Here is a 20,335-nt window from a genome sequence, read left to right on the forward strand (position 1 = left end):
GCCTTAATAAACAATCCCGGAATTTTATATTTATAATGCGTGGGCCCGGGTTATTAAACAAACTAAATTACTCGGTAATTATAAACCCAAGCCCTTTTATCATGCTGGAATTTATCCAACTTCTCAAACAGCGCTACCAGTCCGTGCTGACCGAACTGGCGCCGAAAAGTCCCCTGTATTTCGAATACCAGCAGCGGAGCGAGCAGTTGCTGTATGCGGAGGCATTTCTGCGCAGGGGGGTATTAATCCACGAATTTCCGCAATGTCCACTGCAAATCGCCGTAATCGGTCCGACCCAGGCCGGCAAAAGTTCCGTCGTCAATCTGCTGCTGAACGATAGTTTGGCCGGCGTCAGTCCCCTGGCCGGCTATACCGTGCATGCGCAGGGCTTTTGTCATCGCGTCGCCGCCGACGATCTGGATGGTCTGCAACATTATTTCGGCCGTTTTCAGTGTCTGGATGCCGCCGCGCTGAGCCGAAGCCGCTACGACTGCTATTCGATCGGCCAATCATCGGCCATATCGGATCTGTTGCCGGCCTGCGTGGTGTGGGACACCCCGGATTTCGATTCCATCGATGCCGCCGATTACCGGGAGGGCGTCATCAGAACCCTGGCCTTGGCCGATGTATTGGTGCTGGTGGTCAGCAAGGAAAAATACGCCGATCAATCGGTTTGGGAGGTCATGCAAACCCTGCGGCCCCTTGGCCAGCCCACTGTGATTTGCCTGAATAAGCTCGCCGAAGGCAGCGAAAGCCTGATAGAAGATTCGTTGCGGCAAAAATGGCTGCAAAGCCGTGGCGACACCGTACCACCAGTGGTGCCGCTGCTGTTTGAGAAGTCGACGTCCGCGCCGGTTTGGCCGCCCGGCGCAAAAAACCTGCTGACGGATGCGGTCAAACGGGTTGAGCGGGCCAAACATCTTTGCTATCAGCAGCAGTTCTTCAGCCGTCACTGGCGGGAATGGCTGGAACCGGTTTACGCCGAGCATAAAGCCCAAGGCGAGTGGCAAGGCTTGGTCGACCGGATGCTGGAACAGGCGGTTGTCGCCTATCGGCGCGATTATCTGGAACATCCGCACCATTACCAGACCTTTCAGTCAGCCTTGCTGAATTTATTGAATTTGCTGGAAATTCCGGGTCTGGCCAAAATTGCCGGCAAAGCCCGCAGGGCAATGACCTGGCCGGTACGCCGCTTGATGAAACTGGGGCGGGACGAATTTAACGCCAGCCCGGTGCAGGAAATCGGCATTTTGAACCAAATCGGCTCGCACGTGCTGATACAGCTGGCGGATCGATTGCTGGAAAAAACCGAAACCGAACGTCTGAATGTCGGTTGGTGGCGGGAAACAGCGGTCCTGCTCCGGCAAAAACGCGCCGAATTGACACAGGACTATCAACAAGCCGTTTTACAGTACCAGCAAGACTTTCTGGGCGAGATCGATGCCGCCGCCCATCGCTTGTACCATAAACTGGAGGAGCAGCCGCTGGTGTTGAACAGTCTGCGGGCGACGCGCATTTCCACCGACGCGGGAGGGCTGTTCTTGGCAATTCAGGCCGGCGGCGTCGGCGTGCACGATCTGCTGCTTACCCCGCTGATGCTCAGCATGACGTCCCTGCTGGCAGAAAGCGCCATCGGCGGCTACATGGGCCGGGTGGAAAGCGAATTGAAACAGCAACAGATGCGGACCGTCAATGCCCGCCTGTTCCAAGCGGTTTTGCGCGAACGACTTTATGAATTGCCGCTGGGCATTCAGCTTTCCACCCGCTTCAACATCAGCGAACAACAATGCCGGCAGGCCGAACAAGCGTTGCACGAGAAAAAAAATGGCTTACGAATACTCTGAACTTTTAGCGATGGCGCGGGATTGGGCGCAAACCGCCCTGGCGCAAGGTCATTTAAAACAGCAGAGTGCGCGGGAGTTGTTCGAGCTGGATGCGCGCGGCCCGGAGCAATTGTTCGACCAGCAGTCCTCGCCGCATAGGCCGCTCATCGTGGCCTTTATCGGCGGTACCGGCGTGGGTAAAAGCTCCCTGTTAAATCGGCTGGCGGGGCAGGCCGTGGCCAGGGCCGGCATCGAACGGCCCACTTCGCGCGAAGTGACTCTGTATCATCACCGTTCGCTACAGCTAGGGCAATTACCGGCCAGCCTGCCGTTGGAAAAGACCAAAATCGCCCAGCACGACAACGCGCAAAACCAGCATATCGTCTGGATAGACATGCCGGATTTCGACAGCATAGAGTTGGGAAACAAAACCTTGGTACTGGAGTGGTTACCGCATATCGACGTGCTGTTGTATGTGGTGAGTCCCGAGCGTTATCGGGATAACAAGGCTTGGCAGCTGTTGCGGGCCGAAGGCGGCAAGCATGCCTGGATATTCGTGATGAACCAGTGGGATAGGGCGGTTCCATCTCAACTCGAAGACTTCAAGCAGCAATTGGGCAGGGCCGGTTTCAGCGATCCGCTAGTACTGTATACCAGTTGTAGCGAACCCGCAAACGACCGGTTTCCCGAATTGCTGGAGCAGCTCGCGGCCTTGTCGTCCCGGCAAACCATGCATGAAATAACCCAGCATAACCGGCGCCGGCGGCTACAGGACCTGGAAGCCCGCTTGCGGCAGTATGCGCAACAACTTGCGGGTCGGGACTACGCGGGGTTACGGCAACATTTTTCCGCCAGCTGGCAACAGGCGGAGTCCACCTTTCAACAAGGCTTGGCGTGGGCTTTTCACGCCTACGCCGACGCCATTGCCGGCGGCCCGGGCGCAAAGGGCGAAATCAAACTGTGGGATGCCTGGGCGCAAACCCGCGTCGGCGATATTCTGGAAGATTTGCTGCAACAGGCCGATCAGCGCGGGATTTCCAGCAAGGCCTTAAAACCGGGCTTGGATACCTTAAAATCCGCCACCGAAAAGGCCGCCGCGCAACAAATCGAACTGGCCGCCAGGCAGGCATTGATAAATCCCGGCAACCGGCTGCAACGGTCCTTGTTGCGCTTGACCGGCATTTGCGAAACCCTGCTGCCGATATCGGCCATGCTGATCGTCGGCTATCAGGTGTTTTCCGGTTACTACCACAGCGCCGCCGATTCGACGGCCTACCTGGGTGTGGATTTCGCGGTGCACAGCAGCCTGCTGATCGGCTTGAGCTGGCTGCTGCCGTTTTTCCTGCACAGAAAGTTGCAGCCGTCGTTGCGAACAGCCGCCCTTGCGGGTCTGAATAAGGGCTTGCTTCAGGTGTTGTCCCGTTTCAGGGGCGATACGGAGCAGGTCATTGCGGATAGCGAGCGGGCCGGCAAGGAGTGTTTGCATGCGTTGCGGGCCTTGATTGAAAAAACCGCCGACGACAGCCCGTTCGGCGCTGCTCAAAATCCGCTATTGAACCGGGTTCTGATCCGGTAAACGGCGATCAAGCTCCGGCTGGATGGCGGCCCCGGCAGCCACGGACTATGCTTGGTCGAATTAACAGCGTCAATTTGCGAGGTGTCGGGTGGACGATTTTTGGGGATTTATCATTGCGCTGGCGATAATGGTGCCGATAGCCATGGTCGTCATATTGATCATGTTGTTGAGCCGGCAGCAGCGCCACCGCGATGAAATTGCTCAAGCGTTGCGCCAAATCGACGCGGCGATTCGGCAACAATCGCTACAGCTGCGGGAATTGCTGGCATCGGCCGGCGCAACCGGCGCCCCGCCGCCGGCCAGCGAAATCCCGCCGCCACCGACCCCGGCGGTGGAAGCAGCCGCAAGTCCGGCCGCCGAGATTCCCGACACCAGTGAAGAAATAACGCCCGCCGATTTGGCGGTCGAAGCCGAAACATTCGAGCTTGCGCCCGCAAGAGACCCTTGGCAACAAATCGACTACCCCGCCGCCGAACCCAGCCGCTTCGAACTGGCGGCCCGGCAAATCCTGCGGCAAATCTGGAACTGGATCATCGTCGGCGAAGGCCACCGGCCGGAGGGTGCCAGCATGGAATATGCGGTGGCCAGCAACTGGTTGTTGCGCATCGGCGTGCTGATTTTGGTGACCGGTATCGGCTTTTTTCTGAAATATTCCATCGACAACGGTCTGCTGGGCGAACAAGCGCGGGTGGCGCTGACGCTGCTGGCCGGCCTGGGCATGATCATCGGCGGAGTGCGCTTGGTCGGCGGCCAATATCATTTGTTCGGTCAGGGCTTGCTGGGCGGCGGCATCGCCGTGTTGTATTTCAGCGTATTCGCCGCCTTCAGCTTTTATCATCTGTTGAGCGTATACCCAACCTTCGCCCTGATGATATTGGTGACCGCCAGCGCGGCAAGCTTGGCGATCCGGCTGGATTCCATGTTGGTGGCGATATTTGCCATCATCGGCGGTTATTGCACGCCGATTTTGCTGTCCACCGGCCAGGTCAATTTTGTCGGTTTGTATACCTACATGTTGCTGCTCGGCGTCGGCATACTCGGCATCAACTGGTACAAGCAGTGGCATTTGCTGAATTTTCTGAGTTTTTTCTTCAATTACCTGCTGTTTTTCGCCGCCTTGCAAAAGTATCAGCCCGGTTATTTCTGGCAGGTATTCCCGTTTCTGGCCGGTTTTTTTGTGTTGTATTCGACCATGGTGTTCCTGTTTTGTCTGGTCAACCGGGTCAAATCGACCCTGCTGGATTTACTGGCCCTGATCGTCAACGCCGGCATTTTTTTCGCCGCCGCCCACCAGTTGATCGCCGACCAATACGGCCAAATCTGGCTGGCATTGCTGACGGTCGCGCTGGCCGGTTTTTACATGGGCCATGTCTACTATTGCCTGGCCAAGCGGATTGCCGACAGGGAGCTGCTGTTGAGTTTTATCGGTCTGGCGGCCTTTTTTATCACCATCACCCTGCCGTTGCTGTTATCCAAGCAATGGCTCACCGTCAGCTGGTCCTTGCAGGCCGTGCTGATGCTGTGGATGGCCGGCAAGATGCGCAGCCAGTTTTTACGCCAGCTCGCCTACGGCCTGTATTTGATCGTGTTGTTCCGGTTTTGCTTTATCGACCTGGCCGACCGCTACGCGATTGACGGACCCGCCGAGCAAAGCCTTATGAGCTTTTTGCTCGGCGTGCTGGAGCGGGCGATCGGTTTCGGCGTACCCATAGCCTCGCTGGGCTTGGCCTATCGCTTGACCGAAAAGCCCGCCGAGGCCGGCGCCTTGGCTTGCGATGCCGGTAACGATGTGCCGAACCGCTTAGAGGACAATTGGCTGCTGCGGGCGATTCTGATCAGCGCCGCCGTGCTGTTGTTCGTGGTGTTGCAACTGGAACTGTACCGCGGCTTCGGCTACTTGTACCCGCCGTTGCGGCTGCCGATGTTGACCCTGGTGTGGCTGGCGGCGGCCACTGTAATGCTGTTGCGATATCTGGCGGCGCCAGGCGACTGGTTGTTGGCGATCCTGCGCCTGCTGGTGGCCGGCGTGTTGCTGAAGCTGTTGTTTTTCGATCTGCCGTCCTGGGATTTAAGCATGGGTCATACTTCGCCGCTGGATAGCGTCTGGACCTTGCGTTACGGCGGCCAATATTCCTTCCGCCTGGCGCTGATGCGTTTGCTGGATTTCGCCGCCATCATAGGCTTTTTGTGGTTTGCCTGCCGGCGCCTACCGGCGACGGATACGCCACAGGCCGCCATTCGCCAAGGTTTTGCCGGCGCCGCGCTGGTCTTGTTGTTTACCTTCTTGAGTCTGGAAGTCAATTCCCTGTTGTCCCAGTACGTGCCCGGTCTGCGGGCCGGGGGGGTGTCGATTTTGTGGTCGGCATTTGCCTTGACTCTGGTGTTCCAGGGCATCAGACGTAAAATCCGTCTGTTCAGGCTGGTCGGTTTGGGCTTGTTCGGCTTGGTGGCCTGGAAGGTGTTTTTCATGGATTTGGCCCGGCTGGAACAACTTTACCGCATCCTGGCCTTTATCGTGCTCGGCATGCTGGCCTTGGGCGGAGCGTTTTTTTATATGCGTTATCAACAAAGTTTTATCGCCCAAACCAACGACGAGACCCCCTCATGATAATCAGAGTAATGCTGTTGTTTTTTCTGGCCTTGCCGGGTGCGCGGGCCGGGGAGGGGGCTGTTTACCGTTTCAGCCGCGCTGTGATAGCCGCCGACAATGCTCAACAAACCCTGCTGGCATTACCCCTGGATGCGGAGGTCTACGCCGGCGCCAATGCCGATCTCGGCGATTTGCGACTGATCGATGCGGCCGGCCTGGAAACGCCGTATTGGTTGCAAAAAATAGCCGGCCGCAAGACCGTGCTCCAGCGCATCCCCAGCCGCGCCGCAAAAACCGACCTGCGGAAAAACGGCCCGGACGGTATCGTCGTCAGTCTGGCCTTGAGCCAGGACGCGCTCGATATCGACGGATTCAACCTGGTGACCTCGCAGCGGGATTTCGAATACAGCCTGCGGGTGCAAGGCTCGGCGGACGGGAAAAACTGGCACCCACTGGTTGATAAAGCGCTGATTTTCGATTATTCGCGCTTCATGCCGATCGCCAATACCGAAGTGGCGCTGCCGGCAAACCGGGACCGCTTTTTCCAAATCGCCATTGACAGCGCGGTCGAAAGCCAAGCGGCCGAGTTGCTGGAGTTGAGCCGCACCCTGCAAGGCGAAACCGAACTGCGGCGCGACGAAAAAATCGCCATCAGGCGCCAGCCCCTGCATATCGAGCGCATCGAACCATGGGCCAATCGAAGCGAAACCGTCAGCGATGCCGAACAACAGTTCGATTATGCCTTGAACGGATTTACCGTCAGCCAGGACGCCGAGCGCAAGATCACGCTGATCGATATTGCGAGCCGAAACCAGCCATTGACCGGCTTTAAACTCGATATAGCCAATCCCAACTTCAACCGCCGGGCCGAGGTACAGGTGCCGCTCAAGCAGGGTATCGAAACCCGCATGCAAACCCTGGCCCAGGGCACTGTGTCCGCTCTGCATTTCAAGGAAATCAATCGGGACGAAACCCATATCGGCTTCGCCGAACAGCGCCGGCAAAACTACCGTATCGTGCTCTACAACGACGACAATCCGCCCTTGCGCATCGCCAATGTCACCGGCACGGGCCCCGGCTACCAATTGGTGTTTCTGGCTCAACCCGGCCAGACCTATCGATTGCGTTACGGCGCGAATCAGGCCTCGATGCCGCGCTACGAGGTATTGCCGATGCAGACGTTGTTGAGCGAGGGCTATCAGCCCGTTGTAGCCGCTTTGGGGCCGGAAATCGCCGCCGACCTTCCGCCCGGCGGATTCGATCCGATAGTGCTGCTCAACAGCCCACTGTTTCTGGGGTTGGTTATCGGCCTGACGGTATTGGTGTTGGGCTGGAGTTTGTACAAGGTGGCGAAAAGGCTCTGAAGCACCGCCTAACGATCATGAAGCCAGTGCATCGCTCCGGCTCATGAAAGCGCGCGGTTGCTTGCCGGACAGGACGCTGTGAATACGTCCGTGTAGGCTCGACGGCAGCATCCTTGCCGCCGACGCCTGTCCAGCAAGCAACCGCGTGCTTTCCAATATTATACTTTTACAGTAACGCTCATGAAGGCCTGGCAATCACCCCGGCAAATGAAAGTAGTGCAGTTGGGCACGGTTCCTCGCCGGACAGGACGCCGTAAATACGTCCGTGTAGGCTCGACGGCAGCATCCTTGCTGCCGACGCCTGTCCAGCAAGCAACCGTACCCGCTCGATTTTTTACTTTCAGAGTAATTTCCGCTTTCGGATAGACCTGACTTCGACAGATAGATATATGCGCGCACTTAGGCTAGCTTTGAAAATCGTGCTGTTGACGGCTTTGTTGGTCACGGGCCTTTTATATGCACTGATGTCGGCATCCCTGCCGCTGGAAGACGGCGAATTGAAACTTCCCGGTTTAACCGCCAAGGTCACCGTGGCCAGCGACGGATTGGGCGTTCCGGCTATTTCGGCCGGCAACAGGGAAGATGCGCTCGCGGTGTTGGGTTTTTTACATGCGCGGGACCGTTTGTTTCAAATGGAATTGATGCGGCGCAAAAGCGCCGGACGCCTGGCGGAATTATTCGGGTCGGTGGCGCTGGACAGCGACCGTAACCAGCGCGCTTATCAGTTGGAGAGAGCGGCGCGGCAAATCGTGCGGGATTTGCCCGCCGACCAGCGCCGGCTGTTGCGGGCCTATGTAGCGGGCGTCAATACCTATCTGGCGAGCACTCGCATGCCGGCCCCGGAATTTTTGCTGTTGCGGCGGCGGCCGGAGCCATGGCGTGAGGAAGATAGTCTGTTGGTGGTGTTGAGCATGTTTCAAACCCTCAACGGCCATGAGCAGGACGAACGCATGTTCAGCGTAATGGAAAAGGCCTTGCCCGGGGATTTGCTGAAATTTCTAACCCCCGATACCGACGACTACACCACCGCCTTGGTGGGAGGCCTATCGCCGCGCCGCTTTAGTCCAAGTATAGAGGCGGGCGCATTTGCCGGCTTGCCGGAACCCGATGCCAGCCTGGCGGCCAACGCCGTCGATACCCAGACTATCGTGGCCGGCTCCAATAATTGGGTGGTGTCCGGCGATAAAACCACCGATGGCCGCGCCATGGTTGCAAACGATATGCATCTGGGTTTGGCCGTGCCCAATCTCTGGTACCGGGCCGATATCAGGTATCCGGACCGGCACGTGTTCGGCGTTACATTGCCCGGCGTACCCGGCGTGATAGTCGGCGGCAATGACGATGTGGCCTGGGGCTTTACCAATGTCACCGCCGATTTGCTGGATTTGATCAGCCTGGAAATCAATCCCGAGAACCCGCTGCAATACCGCGCGCCGCAAGGATGGCTTGAGTTTACCGGCCATCGGGAAACCATTTATGTCAAGGACGCGCCGGCAAGCGAAATTAGCTTGCGGGATACGATTTGGGGGCCGGTTTCCGGCCGGACCCTGCTGGGCAAGCCGGTGGCGGTCAAATGGACGGCGTTGGAGCGTTACGGCGTGGACTTGGGTTTGTTGCACATGGACGGGGTCAACACCACCCAACAGGCCATGGCCGTGATAAATAAAGCCGGCGGGCCGCCGCAAAACGTGGTGCTGGCCGACCGGTTCGGCCATATCGGCTGGACATATATGGGGCGCTTCCCGCAACGGCGGGGCTTCGACGGTTTAGGCAGCGTTTCCTGGGCAAATGGCGAGGCGGGCTGGCAAGGCTTTATTGCAGCGCAAGAGTTGCCGCGTTTGTTCGATCCGCCGGAAGGCTTTATCGCCACCGCCAACAATCGCACGCTGGGCAGCGACTATCCGCACGCGATTGCGCACAATTGGGCGCTGGGTTACCGAGCCTTCCGCATCGCCGAATTGCTGCGCGGCCGGGATAAACTGACCGAGGCTGATTTACTGGCCATACAATTGGATACTCGCAACGCCGTATTCGACTTTTACCGGCAATTGGCCTTGGATGAAATTCGGGGTATAAGCGGCAAGGATCCGCAATTGCTGGAAGCCGAACTGGCGCTGACGGCCTGGGACGGGCATATGCGGGACCACAGTATCGGGGCTGTTTTGTTGGCGGAATTCAGAAACCAACTGGCTAAACAGGTATTCGCCAAAGTGGTGGCGGCCTGTCAAAAGTACGATCCGGAATTCAGATATGCTTGGCGGGAAATGGAAACCCCGCTACGCCAGTTGTTAAGCCAACGGCCGGCCGGGGTGTTGGCGGCCCGATACCGCGACGATTGGCGGACTATGATTCTCGAAGCCTTGCGCCAGGCCAGCCAAGAGGTGCGGCGGCGGCATCCGGAAAAAGACTTGACCCGGCTGGGGTGGAGCGAAACTCATGCCATAGCCGTACAGCATCCGTTCGGCAAGGTTTCGCCCTTGCTGGGCCGTCTATTGGACATGCCCGCTTTCCACAGCGACGGTTGTGCCTCCCTGTGTGTCAAGGTGCTGGATGCCGGTCATGGCGCCAGCGAACGCTTGGTATTGTCGCCCTCGCATCCGGAAGATGCGATTTTTCATATGCCCGGCGGCCAATCCGGACATCCATTTTCCGCGCATTATCGCGACCAGCAGCCTCTATGGCGGGATGGCATTGCGGCCCCGCTGCGGGCCGGCGAGACGGTACACGAATTGTCTTTGCTGCCTGAATAGCACCGGTATGGCCGGTATCGAGCATTACGGCGCGACAATCGCCCCGGCCAATCAAAGTCAGCGACGCACGGCCGCGATGTTGATGTTTTGAATTGCGCCTGCGCGGCGCTCCCATCATGACTTTCAGAGTAGCTCGCACCGCGTTGAACTCAAGGGCGCGGGCCTGCCGGCTGGAACTTTGACAAGTCCGTCAAACAAGCTGATCAAACGATGAAAAACCGTTACACTGACAATATCGAAACACTATATTGAGAACCGTCATGGCTATTCAATGCAGTTTGTCTATGTACTCCAACTTCCGCGCCTTCGAATCGGCAAGTTCGATGTATTTTAACTTGCGTTTTAATGTTGGGTTGGAGGTAGCGGACAGTCACGCTTGTTGCCGACACTAAACGCATTGGGACCGCCTATGTTTCGATTCGTCGGGCACACCCATCAGCCGAACTATGGCCGTCCCAAGCGCGGGCCATGCGCGGCTATCGGCATCGGCATACTTTGTTCTCTGCCGACGCAGTATTCCGCCTTCCCGGCATCGTTTGCCGCGGAAACAAGCCCGGCAAAAACCTTCGCCGGCGCCGCGCCGGCTGAAGTCGGTTCGGAGAAAAGCGTGGCCGATATGGATATCACCGAACTGGTGTTGCTGAAGGTATCGCCCTTCGAAGTATCCAGCCAGCTGGATCGCGGTTATCACGCATCCAACGCCGTGACCGGGTCCCGCTTCGACGCGCCGATCAAAGACCTGCCGTTTGCCATTCAGGCTTTTACCGAGTCGTTCATCGAAGACCAAAAGCCGCGAGACCTTTACGACATAGCCCGTTATTCGCCCGGCGTCACTTTTCGCGGCAACGATTTCAACGAGGGCAATGCCAATCTGGCCATACGCGGCTTTACGGTCGGCTCCCTGGCCGGCGGTAATATTCAGGTATTGCGCGACGGCGTGCACGGACCGTCTATTTTCGATTTCACCAATATCGCCCGGGTCGAGGTGGTCAAGGGGCCTGCCTCTTTTCTCTACGGCCAGGTGGCGCCGGGCGGCATCGTCAACATCATTAGCAAAACCCCGCAACGCCGCTTCGCGGCCCGTGCCGATGCCCGTTACGGCGCTTACGACCAATACCGCTTCGATGTGGACGTGACCGGGCCGGCTGGCGACACGCTGGCTTATCGGCTGACGGCATCCCACGATCAGGACATCGATTACTGGAAGCCTTACGACGCCCAAAGCTGGAATATTTCGCCGTCCATACTGTGGCAACCCAGCGACCGCCTCAGCGTGACCTTGAAATACGAGCACTATGAAAAGATAGAACAACCGCAGTTGATGCAAAAACCTGGCTACGGCACTTGGTCCGGTGTATTGCCCAGTCCGTCCAATCCTAACCTGAGCGGGGTCGACGTGCCGGGACTGCCGAACAACTGGAACAGCATGGCCAATAGCGATTTTCGCAACAGCACCACGCATAATCTCAATGCCTGGCTGGATTTCAAAGTCGACGAGCACTGGAATGTGCGCAGTACTTATTCGCATCTGGAATACGATATCGATGCTTTGTTTACCGGCAACCTCGGCATGGCCAACAACAATACGCTGCTGCAGGGCCGCCGGGTCAGAAATCAGGTTTACAGCAACCGCGACGACACCATAGAAGTGCAGGGTGTCGGCAAGTACGATCTGGGCTTTGCCAGTTTGCGTCTGCTGTTGGGCGGGCAGTATGTCGACCGCAATTTTCACCGCTGGGCCGGCCAGGCCCCCAACGATCCGGCCCTGGGCAGCAACCCGACCGGTTCGCCCTTACCCTTGTGGGACTTGAGCGATCCCGCAACCTGGAATCGCAACACCTTCATTCCCTTGGCGCAATTGACCGCCGGCCGTTTCGATCAAACTGTCGATGCGGTGGACAAATCGGTTTACGGCGGTTCCACCTTCGGCTTTTTCGACGAACGTTTGTTGGTGCTGACCGGTTGGCGCTGGAGCGAAACCGAAAGCCGCCTGACGGATTTGCTGAACAATGAGGCGCAACCCAAAGCCGCCGCCAGCAAGGTCACGCCGCAATATGGCTTGCTGTATAAATTGACGCCGGACATCGCGCTGTTCGGCAGTTATGCCGAATCCTTCGTGCCGGGAACTTTTTTAATCAACAATTTGGACGGTAGCACCTCAATTCCCGACCCAACCGAGGGCCGGGGTTACGACCTCGGTATCAAGGCCGAACTGTTCGACGGCCGACTGTCGACCACCTTGAGCTATTTCGACATCCAGAACAAAAACATCGTCAACGACCTGGCGGTGACCGACAGCGGCGGCGTAACCACCATTTACGGCGTACCCAGCGGCAAACAGCGCTCGCGCGGCATCGAATGGGACGCCACCGCCAAACTGACCGACCAATGGCAGCTCTATTTGTCCTACAGCTTCATGGATGCCAGGATCATTGAATTTACCGGCCGCGACGACGCCATACTGGCGCAAGACCCCAATACCCTGGACGCCACCGAGCGGGCTTATTACAAGAACGCTTTGCGTTTTCACAACGCGCCGCTGCAAATGAGTGCGCCGCATCTGGCCAATCTGTGGACGCGCTACGATTTCGAATCCGAAACCCTGCGCGGACTGCATGTCGGCGGCGGCTTCAACCTGATTTTCGATCAGACGCTGCTATCGGACTCCCCCAGTTCGGCGCGGCAGACGTATGCCCTTTTGAATGCGGCAATCGGCTATTCCTGGGAGGTCGGCGGTCACCGGATGAGCCTGGATTTGCTGGGAAAAAACCTGCTTGACGAACAATACCGGCCCTCGCAAAGTACGCGCGGCCGTCCGCGAGAGTTTTTCTTCACCTTCTCGGTCAGATACTGAAGCCGGCGGCCAGCGATGCTTGGATTTACCCATACACTGTCTACCTGCTTAAGGATTCCGCCCACAATAACTTGTTCCCTCACCCTGGCCCTCTCCCAGAGGGAGAGGGAACAAAATGCGGAAGTTATACCTTGCGCACTTCAAATTTCGGCACACCTGCCCCTTCTCCCACCGGGAGAGGGTTGGGGTGAGGGGATTAAAAGCCGAAATTTGAAGTGCGATGACTATATCAGAGCCGGCATACCAAGGCTGCTCCGCGCCGGCAATACCGATAACTACCTTACCGTCAATCACCTCAAATGCTGAGCGTGTCTCGCTCCGACCGCTTTCCGACGGTGCGCCAAGGCGGCTGTCGACACGCGCTAGTCCTGTTTTTACTGCTGACGCTGCTGCCCGCCGCGCCTTGCCGAGGCGAGGCGCGGAATTTTCGGGAAGTGGAAGCCGCTTTTCTGCGCAATTTCGCCCACTACGTAAACTGGCCCCCATACGCTTTTTTGGATGAGCAGTCGCCGTGGTGCATAGGCATACTCGGCCCGGACCCCTTCGGCGATATACTGGAGGCGACTTTTAAAGACCGTAGCGAGAACGGTCGCGGGTTCGCGCTCTATCGGGCCGCCAGTCCGGAGCAACTGCCGCCCTGCCAGATCGTTTTCATCAACTACGACAGCGCCGACCAGCGCCGCATGGCGCTGGATAAATTGAAGGGCAGACCGGTGCTGACGGTGGGCGACGCCGCGGAATTTATGCGCGAAGGCGGCGTCATTCAACTGCGGGTTGGCGACACGGTAGGGATAGGGATCAACCTAGATCGGGCCAGGGACTCGGCCTTGACTATCCAGACCAAAATGCTGGAAGTTGCCAGCGATATTCTCGAAGGCGGCGAATTTCGCCGGATCAGATAAATCATGTCCATGCGGATGAATATACATAAACGCTTGTCGCTGGTGCTGTGGGGGTCGGCGCTGCTGGCTTTCATGGTGGCGGCGGCGACTTTCCTGCTGGTCGACCGGTTGACGCTGGACACCCGGGTGCGGCAAATCATGGAACCTTATGCCCAGTTGGTTTCCGTCGGTACCGATGCGGCGGTGGCTTTTGAAGACCCGCACCGCGCGCAGGAGATACTCGATACCCTCAGGGTTAATCCGTACATCCGCGAAGCGGAGATTTATTTAAGCAATGGCCGCATGCTGGCCAGCATCAATGCACAAACGGATAGCCGGCCCGCGCCCACGCCGGCCAAGCCAAACGGCATCAAAATCAGCATCGGCTCCGACAAAGCCGAGCTTTTGCAAGACTTGCCCAGCGGCGGATATTTGCACCTGATCATGAGCCTGGAGCAGCTCAGTCAACAAACCCATCAGGCGCTATGGATATTCGGCGCCGGTGTTATGGTGCTGTTGTTTGCCACGCTGGGGCAGTTGCTGGTATTGCGGCGCACCATAGTGACTCCCATCGCTTCGTTGACGACGGCAACCGAGCGGGCAAGGGCCGCGGCCGATTACGAGCAGCGTGTGCCGGTAACGGGTCACGATGAAGTCGCCCTTCTGGGCCGCAACTTCAACGCCATGATGCAGGCCATCCAGGACAGGGAAGAGGCCTTGCGCCGGTTGACGGTGTTTCAGCGCACCATTCTGGATCACGCGGCCCACGCCATCATTTCGACCGCTCCGGACGGCATCGTCACCAGCTTCAATCCGGCCGCCGAACGCTTGCTGGGCTACGCGGCGCGCGAGGTAGTGGGCGTGCGCAGTCCGGCGCTCTGGCACGATCAGCAAGAGATAAACCAGTATGCCGTCGGTTTATCCGCCGAATTGGGTACCTGCATATCCCCCGGCTTCGAGGTGTTTACGGCCCGGCCGCTACGTAATCTGCCGGAACAGAGCGAGTGGACCTTCATCCGCCGGGACGGCGCGCGCATTCCGGTCAGTCTGTCCGTTACCGCGTTGCGGGATGAAACGGGACATGTCAGCGGTTTTTTAGGGTTGGCTTACGATCTCAGCGAGCGCAAGCAGACGGAAAATCAATTGCGTCTGTTGGGTTTCGCCCTGGACAGGGTGAAGGAAACCATCGTGCTGATGGGCGACAACGACCCGCATTTTCTCTATGTCAACCAGAGCACTGCCTTGACCTTGGGGTATAGCCGGGAAGAATTGACCGGCGGCATGAGCGTATACGACATCGATCCGGCCTGGTCGCCGGATGTCTGGCGCGAATTCTGGCCTGAATTGGCCAGCCGCCGTCAAATACAGTTCGAAACCGTGCATCGCACCCGGAACGGCCGCACCTTCCCGGTGGAAGTGACCGGAAATTATTTTGAATACGCCGGCAAGATCTACAATCTGGCGATTTGCCGGGATATTACCGAACGCAAAAAAACGGAGAAAGCCTTGCTTGAATATGTCGCCATTGTCGAATCCACCGACGACGCCATCATAGGCAAAACCCTGGACGGCATGATCACCAGCTGGAACAAGGGCGCGGAACGCATGCTGGGCTATCCGGCCGATGAAATCATAGGCAAGTCCATCAGTACGCTTTTTGCGGAGGAGCAGAACAGCGAAGAACAGGAAATCATGCAAAAAATCCGCAATGGAGAACGCGTCAGTCATTATGAAACCGTGCGGCGCCGCAAGGACGGGAGCTTGATCGATGTCTCGATAACCGTTTCGCCCCTGCGCAATTCGCAAGGCGAAATCGTCGGCGCCGCTAAAATCGCCCGCGACATCACCGAGCGCAAGCGGGCCGAGGAAGACCTGCGGCGTTACCGGGACCAACTGGAGGAGACCGTACAGCAACGCACGGCGGAATTGCTGTTGACGCGGGACGCCGCCGAGGCGGCCAATAAAGCCAAGAGTGCCTTTCTGGCCAATATGAGCCACGAACTGCGTACTCCCCTGAATGCCATTTTGGGTTTTTCCGCCCTCATGCGTAAAAATCCGGCGCTGGCCGAGAGCGACAGGAACAATATCGATATCATCAACCGTAGCGGCGAACACCTGTTGAGTCTGATCAACGAGGTGTTGGAAATGGCCAAGATAGAAGCCGGCAGACTGCAACTGGAAGAAGCCGCCTTCGATCTGGGCGCCATGGTGCGCGACGTCACGGACATGATGCAGGTGCGGGCCAGGGAGAAAAACCTGCGGCTGGCCATCGACCAGTCTTCGGACTTTCCGCGGTTTATCGTTGGCGACGAAGCCCGTCTGCGGCAGATATTGATCAATCTGGTCGGTAATGCCTTGAAATTCACCCAGCAGGGCGGGGTGACCATACGCTTGGGCACCAAGAACAATGCCGTGGCGCATTTGCTGATTGAAGTCCAGGATACCGGGCCCGGTATTGCGCCGGAAGATCAGGCCAGGATCTTCGAGCCCTTCGTCCAACTGGGTAAAACCGCCGATAACAAGGGCACCGGCTTGGGCTTGAGCATCACCCGGCAATTCGTGCAGCTTATGAAGGGTAAAATGAGTCTGGAAAGCAGTCCGGGGCATGGCGCGCTGTTTCGAGTCGATTTGCCGTTGGGGCATGCCGATGCCCAGGATATACACCAGCTTCAACACCTGGAGGCAAGGGACGTGGTGGCGCTGGCGCCGGGCCAGGCAGATTTCAGGATTTTAGTGGTCGAAGACCAGCTCGACAATCAATTGTTGCTGGTCAAGCTGTTGGAACGGGTGGGTTTCCAGGTCAAATCGGCCGAAAACGGCCGCCGGGCCGTGGATATTTTTCAAGCCTGGCAACCGCATTTTATCTGGATGGACAGGCAGATGCCGGTGATGGACGGCCTGGAAGCCAGCCGAATCATCCGCCGGCAACCCGGCGGAGATAAGGTGAAAATAGTCGCGGTGACCGCATCCGCATTTGCCGAGCAACGCAGCGAAATGCTGGCGGCCGGCATGGACGATTTTATTCGCAAGCCTTATCACGCTTATGAGATTTATGAATGCCTTTCCAGGCAATTGGGGGTAAAGTTCCTGACTAGCGAAACTTCCGCGCTTGCCATGCCGGACAGGGTATCGAATCTGGAAAGCGTATCGGCCTTGCCGGAACATTTACGGCGGGACTTGGAAAACGCGCTGGTTAGCCTGGAAAGCGAGCGTATCGATCTCATCGTCAATCGGATAGCCGAGTGCGATCGGGAGTTGGCGGCCGAATTGAATCAGCTTGTTTATAATTACGCTTATCCGGCGATCCTCAAGGCGCTTAGATCAGGTCAGGACGAACATGACAAATAAAAGCAAAATTTTGGTGGTGGACGACACGCTGGCTTCCTTGAAGCTGTTGTCCGACTTGCTGAAAGCCGAAGGTTACGAGGTGCGTTCCGCCATCAGCGGCGAATTGGCCCTGGAATCGGCAATCAGCAATCCGCCGGACCTGCTGTTGTTGGATGTTCTGATGCCGGGCATGGATGGTTTTGAAGTGTGCCGTCGGCTGAAAGCCAACCCGAACACCCGGCATGTGCCGGTCATTTTCATCAGCGCCTTGTCGGATACCGATGAAAAGGTACAAGGCTTCGGCCTGGGCGCGGTCGACTTCGTCACCAAGCCCTATCAGCGGGAGGAACTGTTGAGCCGGGTGCGCACCCATCTGGAAATCGAACGCCTGCGTAACCATCTGGAAGATATGGTGCTGGAGCGTAGCCTGCGGCTCGCCGAAAGCGAAACCCGCTTGCTGAGCAGTCTGAACGACTCCATGTTCGCCAATGCGCAACTGCGCACCTTGCTGCACACCATCCCCGAGTTGGTCTGGTTGAAGGATCCCAATGGGGTTTTTCTAACCTGCAATCGGCAATTCGAGCGTTTTCTCGGCGCCGCCGAAGCCGATATCATCGGCAAAACCGATTACGACTTTGTCGACCGCGAACTGGCCGATTGTTTTCGCGCCAACGATCTTAAGACCGTGGCGGCCGGTCAGGTCCAGGCCAACGAAGAGTGGCTGACCTTTGCCGACAACGGCTATCGCGGTCTGTTCGAAACTCTGAAAACCCCGATGCGGGATTCGGCCGGCAAATTGATCGGGGTGTTGGGTATAGCCCGCGACATTACCGAGCGCAAGGCGGCCGAGGAGCAGATTCAGCGCCATATGCGGCTGTATGCGGCCTTGAGCAGATGCAACAAGGCCATCGCCCATTGCACCGGCGAAGCGGAATTGTTTTTGGAGGTTTGCCGGGCCGCCGTGCATTTCGGCGGCATGAAGATGGCATGGGTCGGCAGGATAGAACCCAACAGCCGCTTGATTTTGCCAGCCGCCAGTTTCGGCGAGGGCGCCGACAGTCTGCAACAGCTGTATGCCTCGGTGGATATCGACAGCCCGTTCGGACACGGCCCCACCGCCAAGGCCATCCGCGAACAGCGGCCGTATTGGTGTCAGGATTTTCTCAACGACCCGATTACCGCGCCGTGGAAAGAACTGGCTCTGCGGGCCGGTTGGGCCGCGTCGGCTTCCTTGCCGCTTAAACAGGACGGCGAGGTGATAGGCGCTTTCATTCTGTATGCCGACCGTATCAATGCCTTCGACGCGGCCGCCCAGGATCTGCTGGTGGAAATGTCGATGGACATCAATTTCGCCCTGGAGAACTTTAGCCTGGCGATGGCGCAAAAACGCGCCGAGCAGGAGATAGAGCGCTTGGCGTTTTACGACCCGCTGACCAATTTACCCAACCGCCGCCTGTTGTACGATCGATTGCAACAGGCCATAGTCGCCAACGCGCGGCATGCCCATCACGGCGCGGCCTTGTTTATCGACCTGGATAATTTCAAGGCTCTCAACGATACCCGGGGACATAACGCCGGCGACCTGTTGCTGATCGAAGTTGCCCGGCGCCTGCAGGCCTGCGTGCGGGAAGGCGATACCGTGGCGCGACTGGGCGGCGACGAGTTTGTGGTCATTTTGAACGGTTTGAGCGACGATGCCGAGCAGGCATCCGCCGATACGGAGAAAATCGGCCGCAAAATGCTGTTGGCCATTGGCCAGCCTTATGTGTTGGAGGGCTTCGAGCACCATTGTTCCGCCAGCATGGGCATCGGTTTGTTTCACAATCAGGAGAAGACTGCGGAGGAATTGCTGCGCTACACCGACACCGCCCTGTATCAGGCCAAAAAAGGCGGACGCAATACCTTGCTGTTCTACGATCCCGCCATGCAGGCGGCATTGGAGCAACGCGCGGCACTGGAAAACGATTTGCGCCGCGCGCTGCTGGAGGACCAGTTCGTGCTGTATTACCAGATGCAGATTAATCGGGATGGTCGCATTATCGGGGCCGAGGTCTTGATGCGCTGGCAACACCCGCTGCGCGGCTTGGTATCGCCGCTGGATTTTATTCCGCTGGCCGAAGAAACCGGCTTGATATTGCCTATTGGCAACTGGGTGATAGAAACCGCTTGCGCGCAACTAAAGCAGTGGGAAGCCGATGCGGACAAGTCGGTCTTGCAATTGGCCGTCAATGTAAGCGCCCGCCAGTTTCATCAAGCCGATTTTGTCCAGCAAGTCGATCAAGCCATTTGTCGACACCGGATAGCGCCTAACCGGCTCAAACTGGAGCTTACCGAAAGTCTGGTGCTGGACGATATCGAGGATACTATCGTCAAAATGCACAGGCTCAAGGAAATCGGCATCAGTTTTTCCCTGGACGATTTCGGTACCGGCTATTCGTCCCTGTATTACCTGACCAAACTGCCGATCGATCAATTGAAAATCGACCAGTCCTTCGTGCGTAATATCGGCCTGACTCAAAGCGATGCCGTGATTGTGCAAACCATCATCGGCATGGCGATAAACTTGAACATAGAGAGTATCGCCGAAGGGGTGGAGACGGAGGCGCAGCAGGCGTTCCTGGAAACGCACGGCTGCCATGTCTACCAAGGCTTTTTATACAGCAGGCCGATACCTCGGACCGAATTCGAGCGCCTGTTTGAACGGATGCGCCAAAAACCGCCGACATTGCCCCGGGCAAAGTTGTTGAATTGAGTGCCGGTTTAATGATCGTTAGGCCAGTTTTGAATGACGGCTTTTGGCCGACCGCCAGCCAAGTAGGCCGGAATAAGCCGATAGGCGTTTCCGGCAATGTTTGTTCTGTTTATAAGATTCTGCCGGAAACGCTATCGCTTATTCCGGCCTACATCTGGGCGAGGAATTGCGCAGCGGCAGGATCGTCGATGCGGTAAACAACCTGTACTTCATCTTTCGCAAGTTTTGCGGTTCATAAACTCACCACATGCTACGCCTGCTTTTGGCTGGACATTTGCGCTTGGTGCTTTTGTTCCATTCGGCGGGTTCTGGCCGAGCCAAGGCGTTCAAAATATGGCTGGGTTCGAATTGCAAGCATGTAGTCCTTTCAATTATTGTTTTGAGGTGACGAATTCAGTTCGTTTTCTTGAATAGCTAA

The 20,335-nt window shown here is 57.4% G+C and carries 9 protein-coding genes; all 9 read left to right on the forward strand.

Annotated elements, in window-relative coordinates; all coding sequences use genetic code 11:
- Positions 1-101: 101 nt before the first annotated feature.
- Positions 102-1,844, forward strand: a complete 1,743-nt coding sequence (locus tag NP590_RS16445) for a GTPase (RefSeq protein WP_256603721.1) — start codon at positions 102-104, stop codon at positions 1,842-1,844.
- A complete protein-coding gene (locus tag NP590_RS16450; RefSeq protein ID WP_256603723.1) occupies positions 1,825-3,399 on the forward strand; it encodes a GTPase domain-containing protein in 1,575 nt (524 codons plus the stop codon). Before NP590_RS16445 ends, NP590_RS16450 begins: the two co-directional genes overlap by 20 nt.
- A gap of 88 nt (positions 3,400-3,487) precedes the next feature.
- Positions 3,488-6,007, forward strand: a complete 2,520-nt coding sequence (locus NP590_RS16455) for a DUF2339 domain-containing protein (protein ID WP_256603724.1) — start codon at positions 3,488-3,490, stop codon at positions 6,005-6,007.
- Positions 6,004-7,353, forward strand: coding sequence for a DUF3999 family protein (locus NP590_RS16460; RefSeq protein ID WP_256603725.1), 1,350 nt, complete (start codon positions 6,004-6,006; stop codon positions 7,351-7,353). The genes NP590_RS16455 and NP590_RS16460 overlap by 4 nt, the downstream gene beginning before the upstream one ends.
- A 419-nt stretch (positions 7,354-7,772) precedes the next feature.
- Complete coding sequence (locus tag NP590_RS16465) at positions 7,773-10,103, forward strand: penicillin acylase family protein (RefSeq protein WP_256603730.1); 2,331 nt, start codon at positions 7,773-7,775, stop codon at positions 10,101-10,103.
- Positions 10,104-10,512: 409 nt separating this feature from the next.
- On the forward strand, positions 10,513-12,957 hold the full coding sequence (locus tag NP590_RS16470; protein WP_256603726.1) for a TonB-dependent siderophore receptor: 2,445 nt from the start codon (positions 10,513-10,515) through the stop codon (positions 12,955-12,957).
- Positions 12,958-13,265: 308 nt separating this feature from the next.
- Entirely contained in the window at positions 13,266-13,859 is a 594-nt protein-coding gene (locus NP590_RS16475) for a YfiR family protein (protein ID WP_256603727.1), read from the forward strand.
- 15 nt (positions 13,860-13,874) lie between these two features.
- Positions 13,875-17,186 carry a PAS domain S-box protein gene (locus NP590_RS16480; protein WP_256603728.1) on the forward strand — a complete coding sequence of 1,104 codons (3,312 nt, stop codon included), beginning with the start codon at positions 13,875-13,877 and terminating at the stop codon, positions 17,184-17,186.
- Positions 17,176-19,917 (forward strand): EAL domain-containing protein, encoded by a 2,742-nt coding sequence (locus NP590_RS16485; RefSeq protein WP_256603729.1) that lies wholly within the window; start codon positions 17,176-17,178, stop codon positions 19,915-19,917. The genes NP590_RS16480 and NP590_RS16485 overlap by 11 nt, the downstream gene beginning before the upstream one ends.
- Positions 19,918-20,335: the final 418 nt, after the last annotated feature.

Source organism: Methylomonas subterranea, assembly GCF_024505185.1.
Classification (GTDB): domain Bacteria; phylum Pseudomonadota; class Gammaproteobacteria; order Methylococcales; family Methylomonadaceae; genus Methylomonas; species Methylomonas subterranea.

What these genes read in the sequence shown, in the direction of transcription:
- NP590_RS16445 (WP_256603721.1), top strand. Translation starts at nt 102, where the DNA reads ATGCTGGAATTTATCCAACTTCTCAAACAGCGCTACCAGTCCGTGCTG.
- NP590_RS16450 (WP_256603723.1), top strand. Translation starts at nt 1,825, where the DNA reads ATGGCTTACGAATACTCTGAACTTTTAGCGATGGCGCGGGATTGGGCG.
- NP590_RS16460 (WP_256603725.1), top strand. Translation starts at nt 6,004, where the DNA reads ATGATAATCAGAGTAATGCTGTTGTTTTTTCTGGCCTTGCCGGGTGCG.
- NP590_RS16470 (WP_256603726.1), top strand. Translation starts at nt 10,513, where the DNA reads ATGTTTCGATTCGTCGGGCACACCCATCAGCCGAACTATGGCCGTCCC.
- NP590_RS16480 (WP_256603728.1), top strand. Translation starts at nt 13,875, where the DNA reads ATGAATATACATAAACGCTTGTCGCTGGTGCTGTGGGGGTCGGCGCTG.
- NP590_RS16485 (WP_256603729.1), top strand. Translation starts at nt 17,176, where the DNA reads ATGACAAATAAAAGCAAAATTTTGGTGGTGGACGACACGCTGGCTTCC.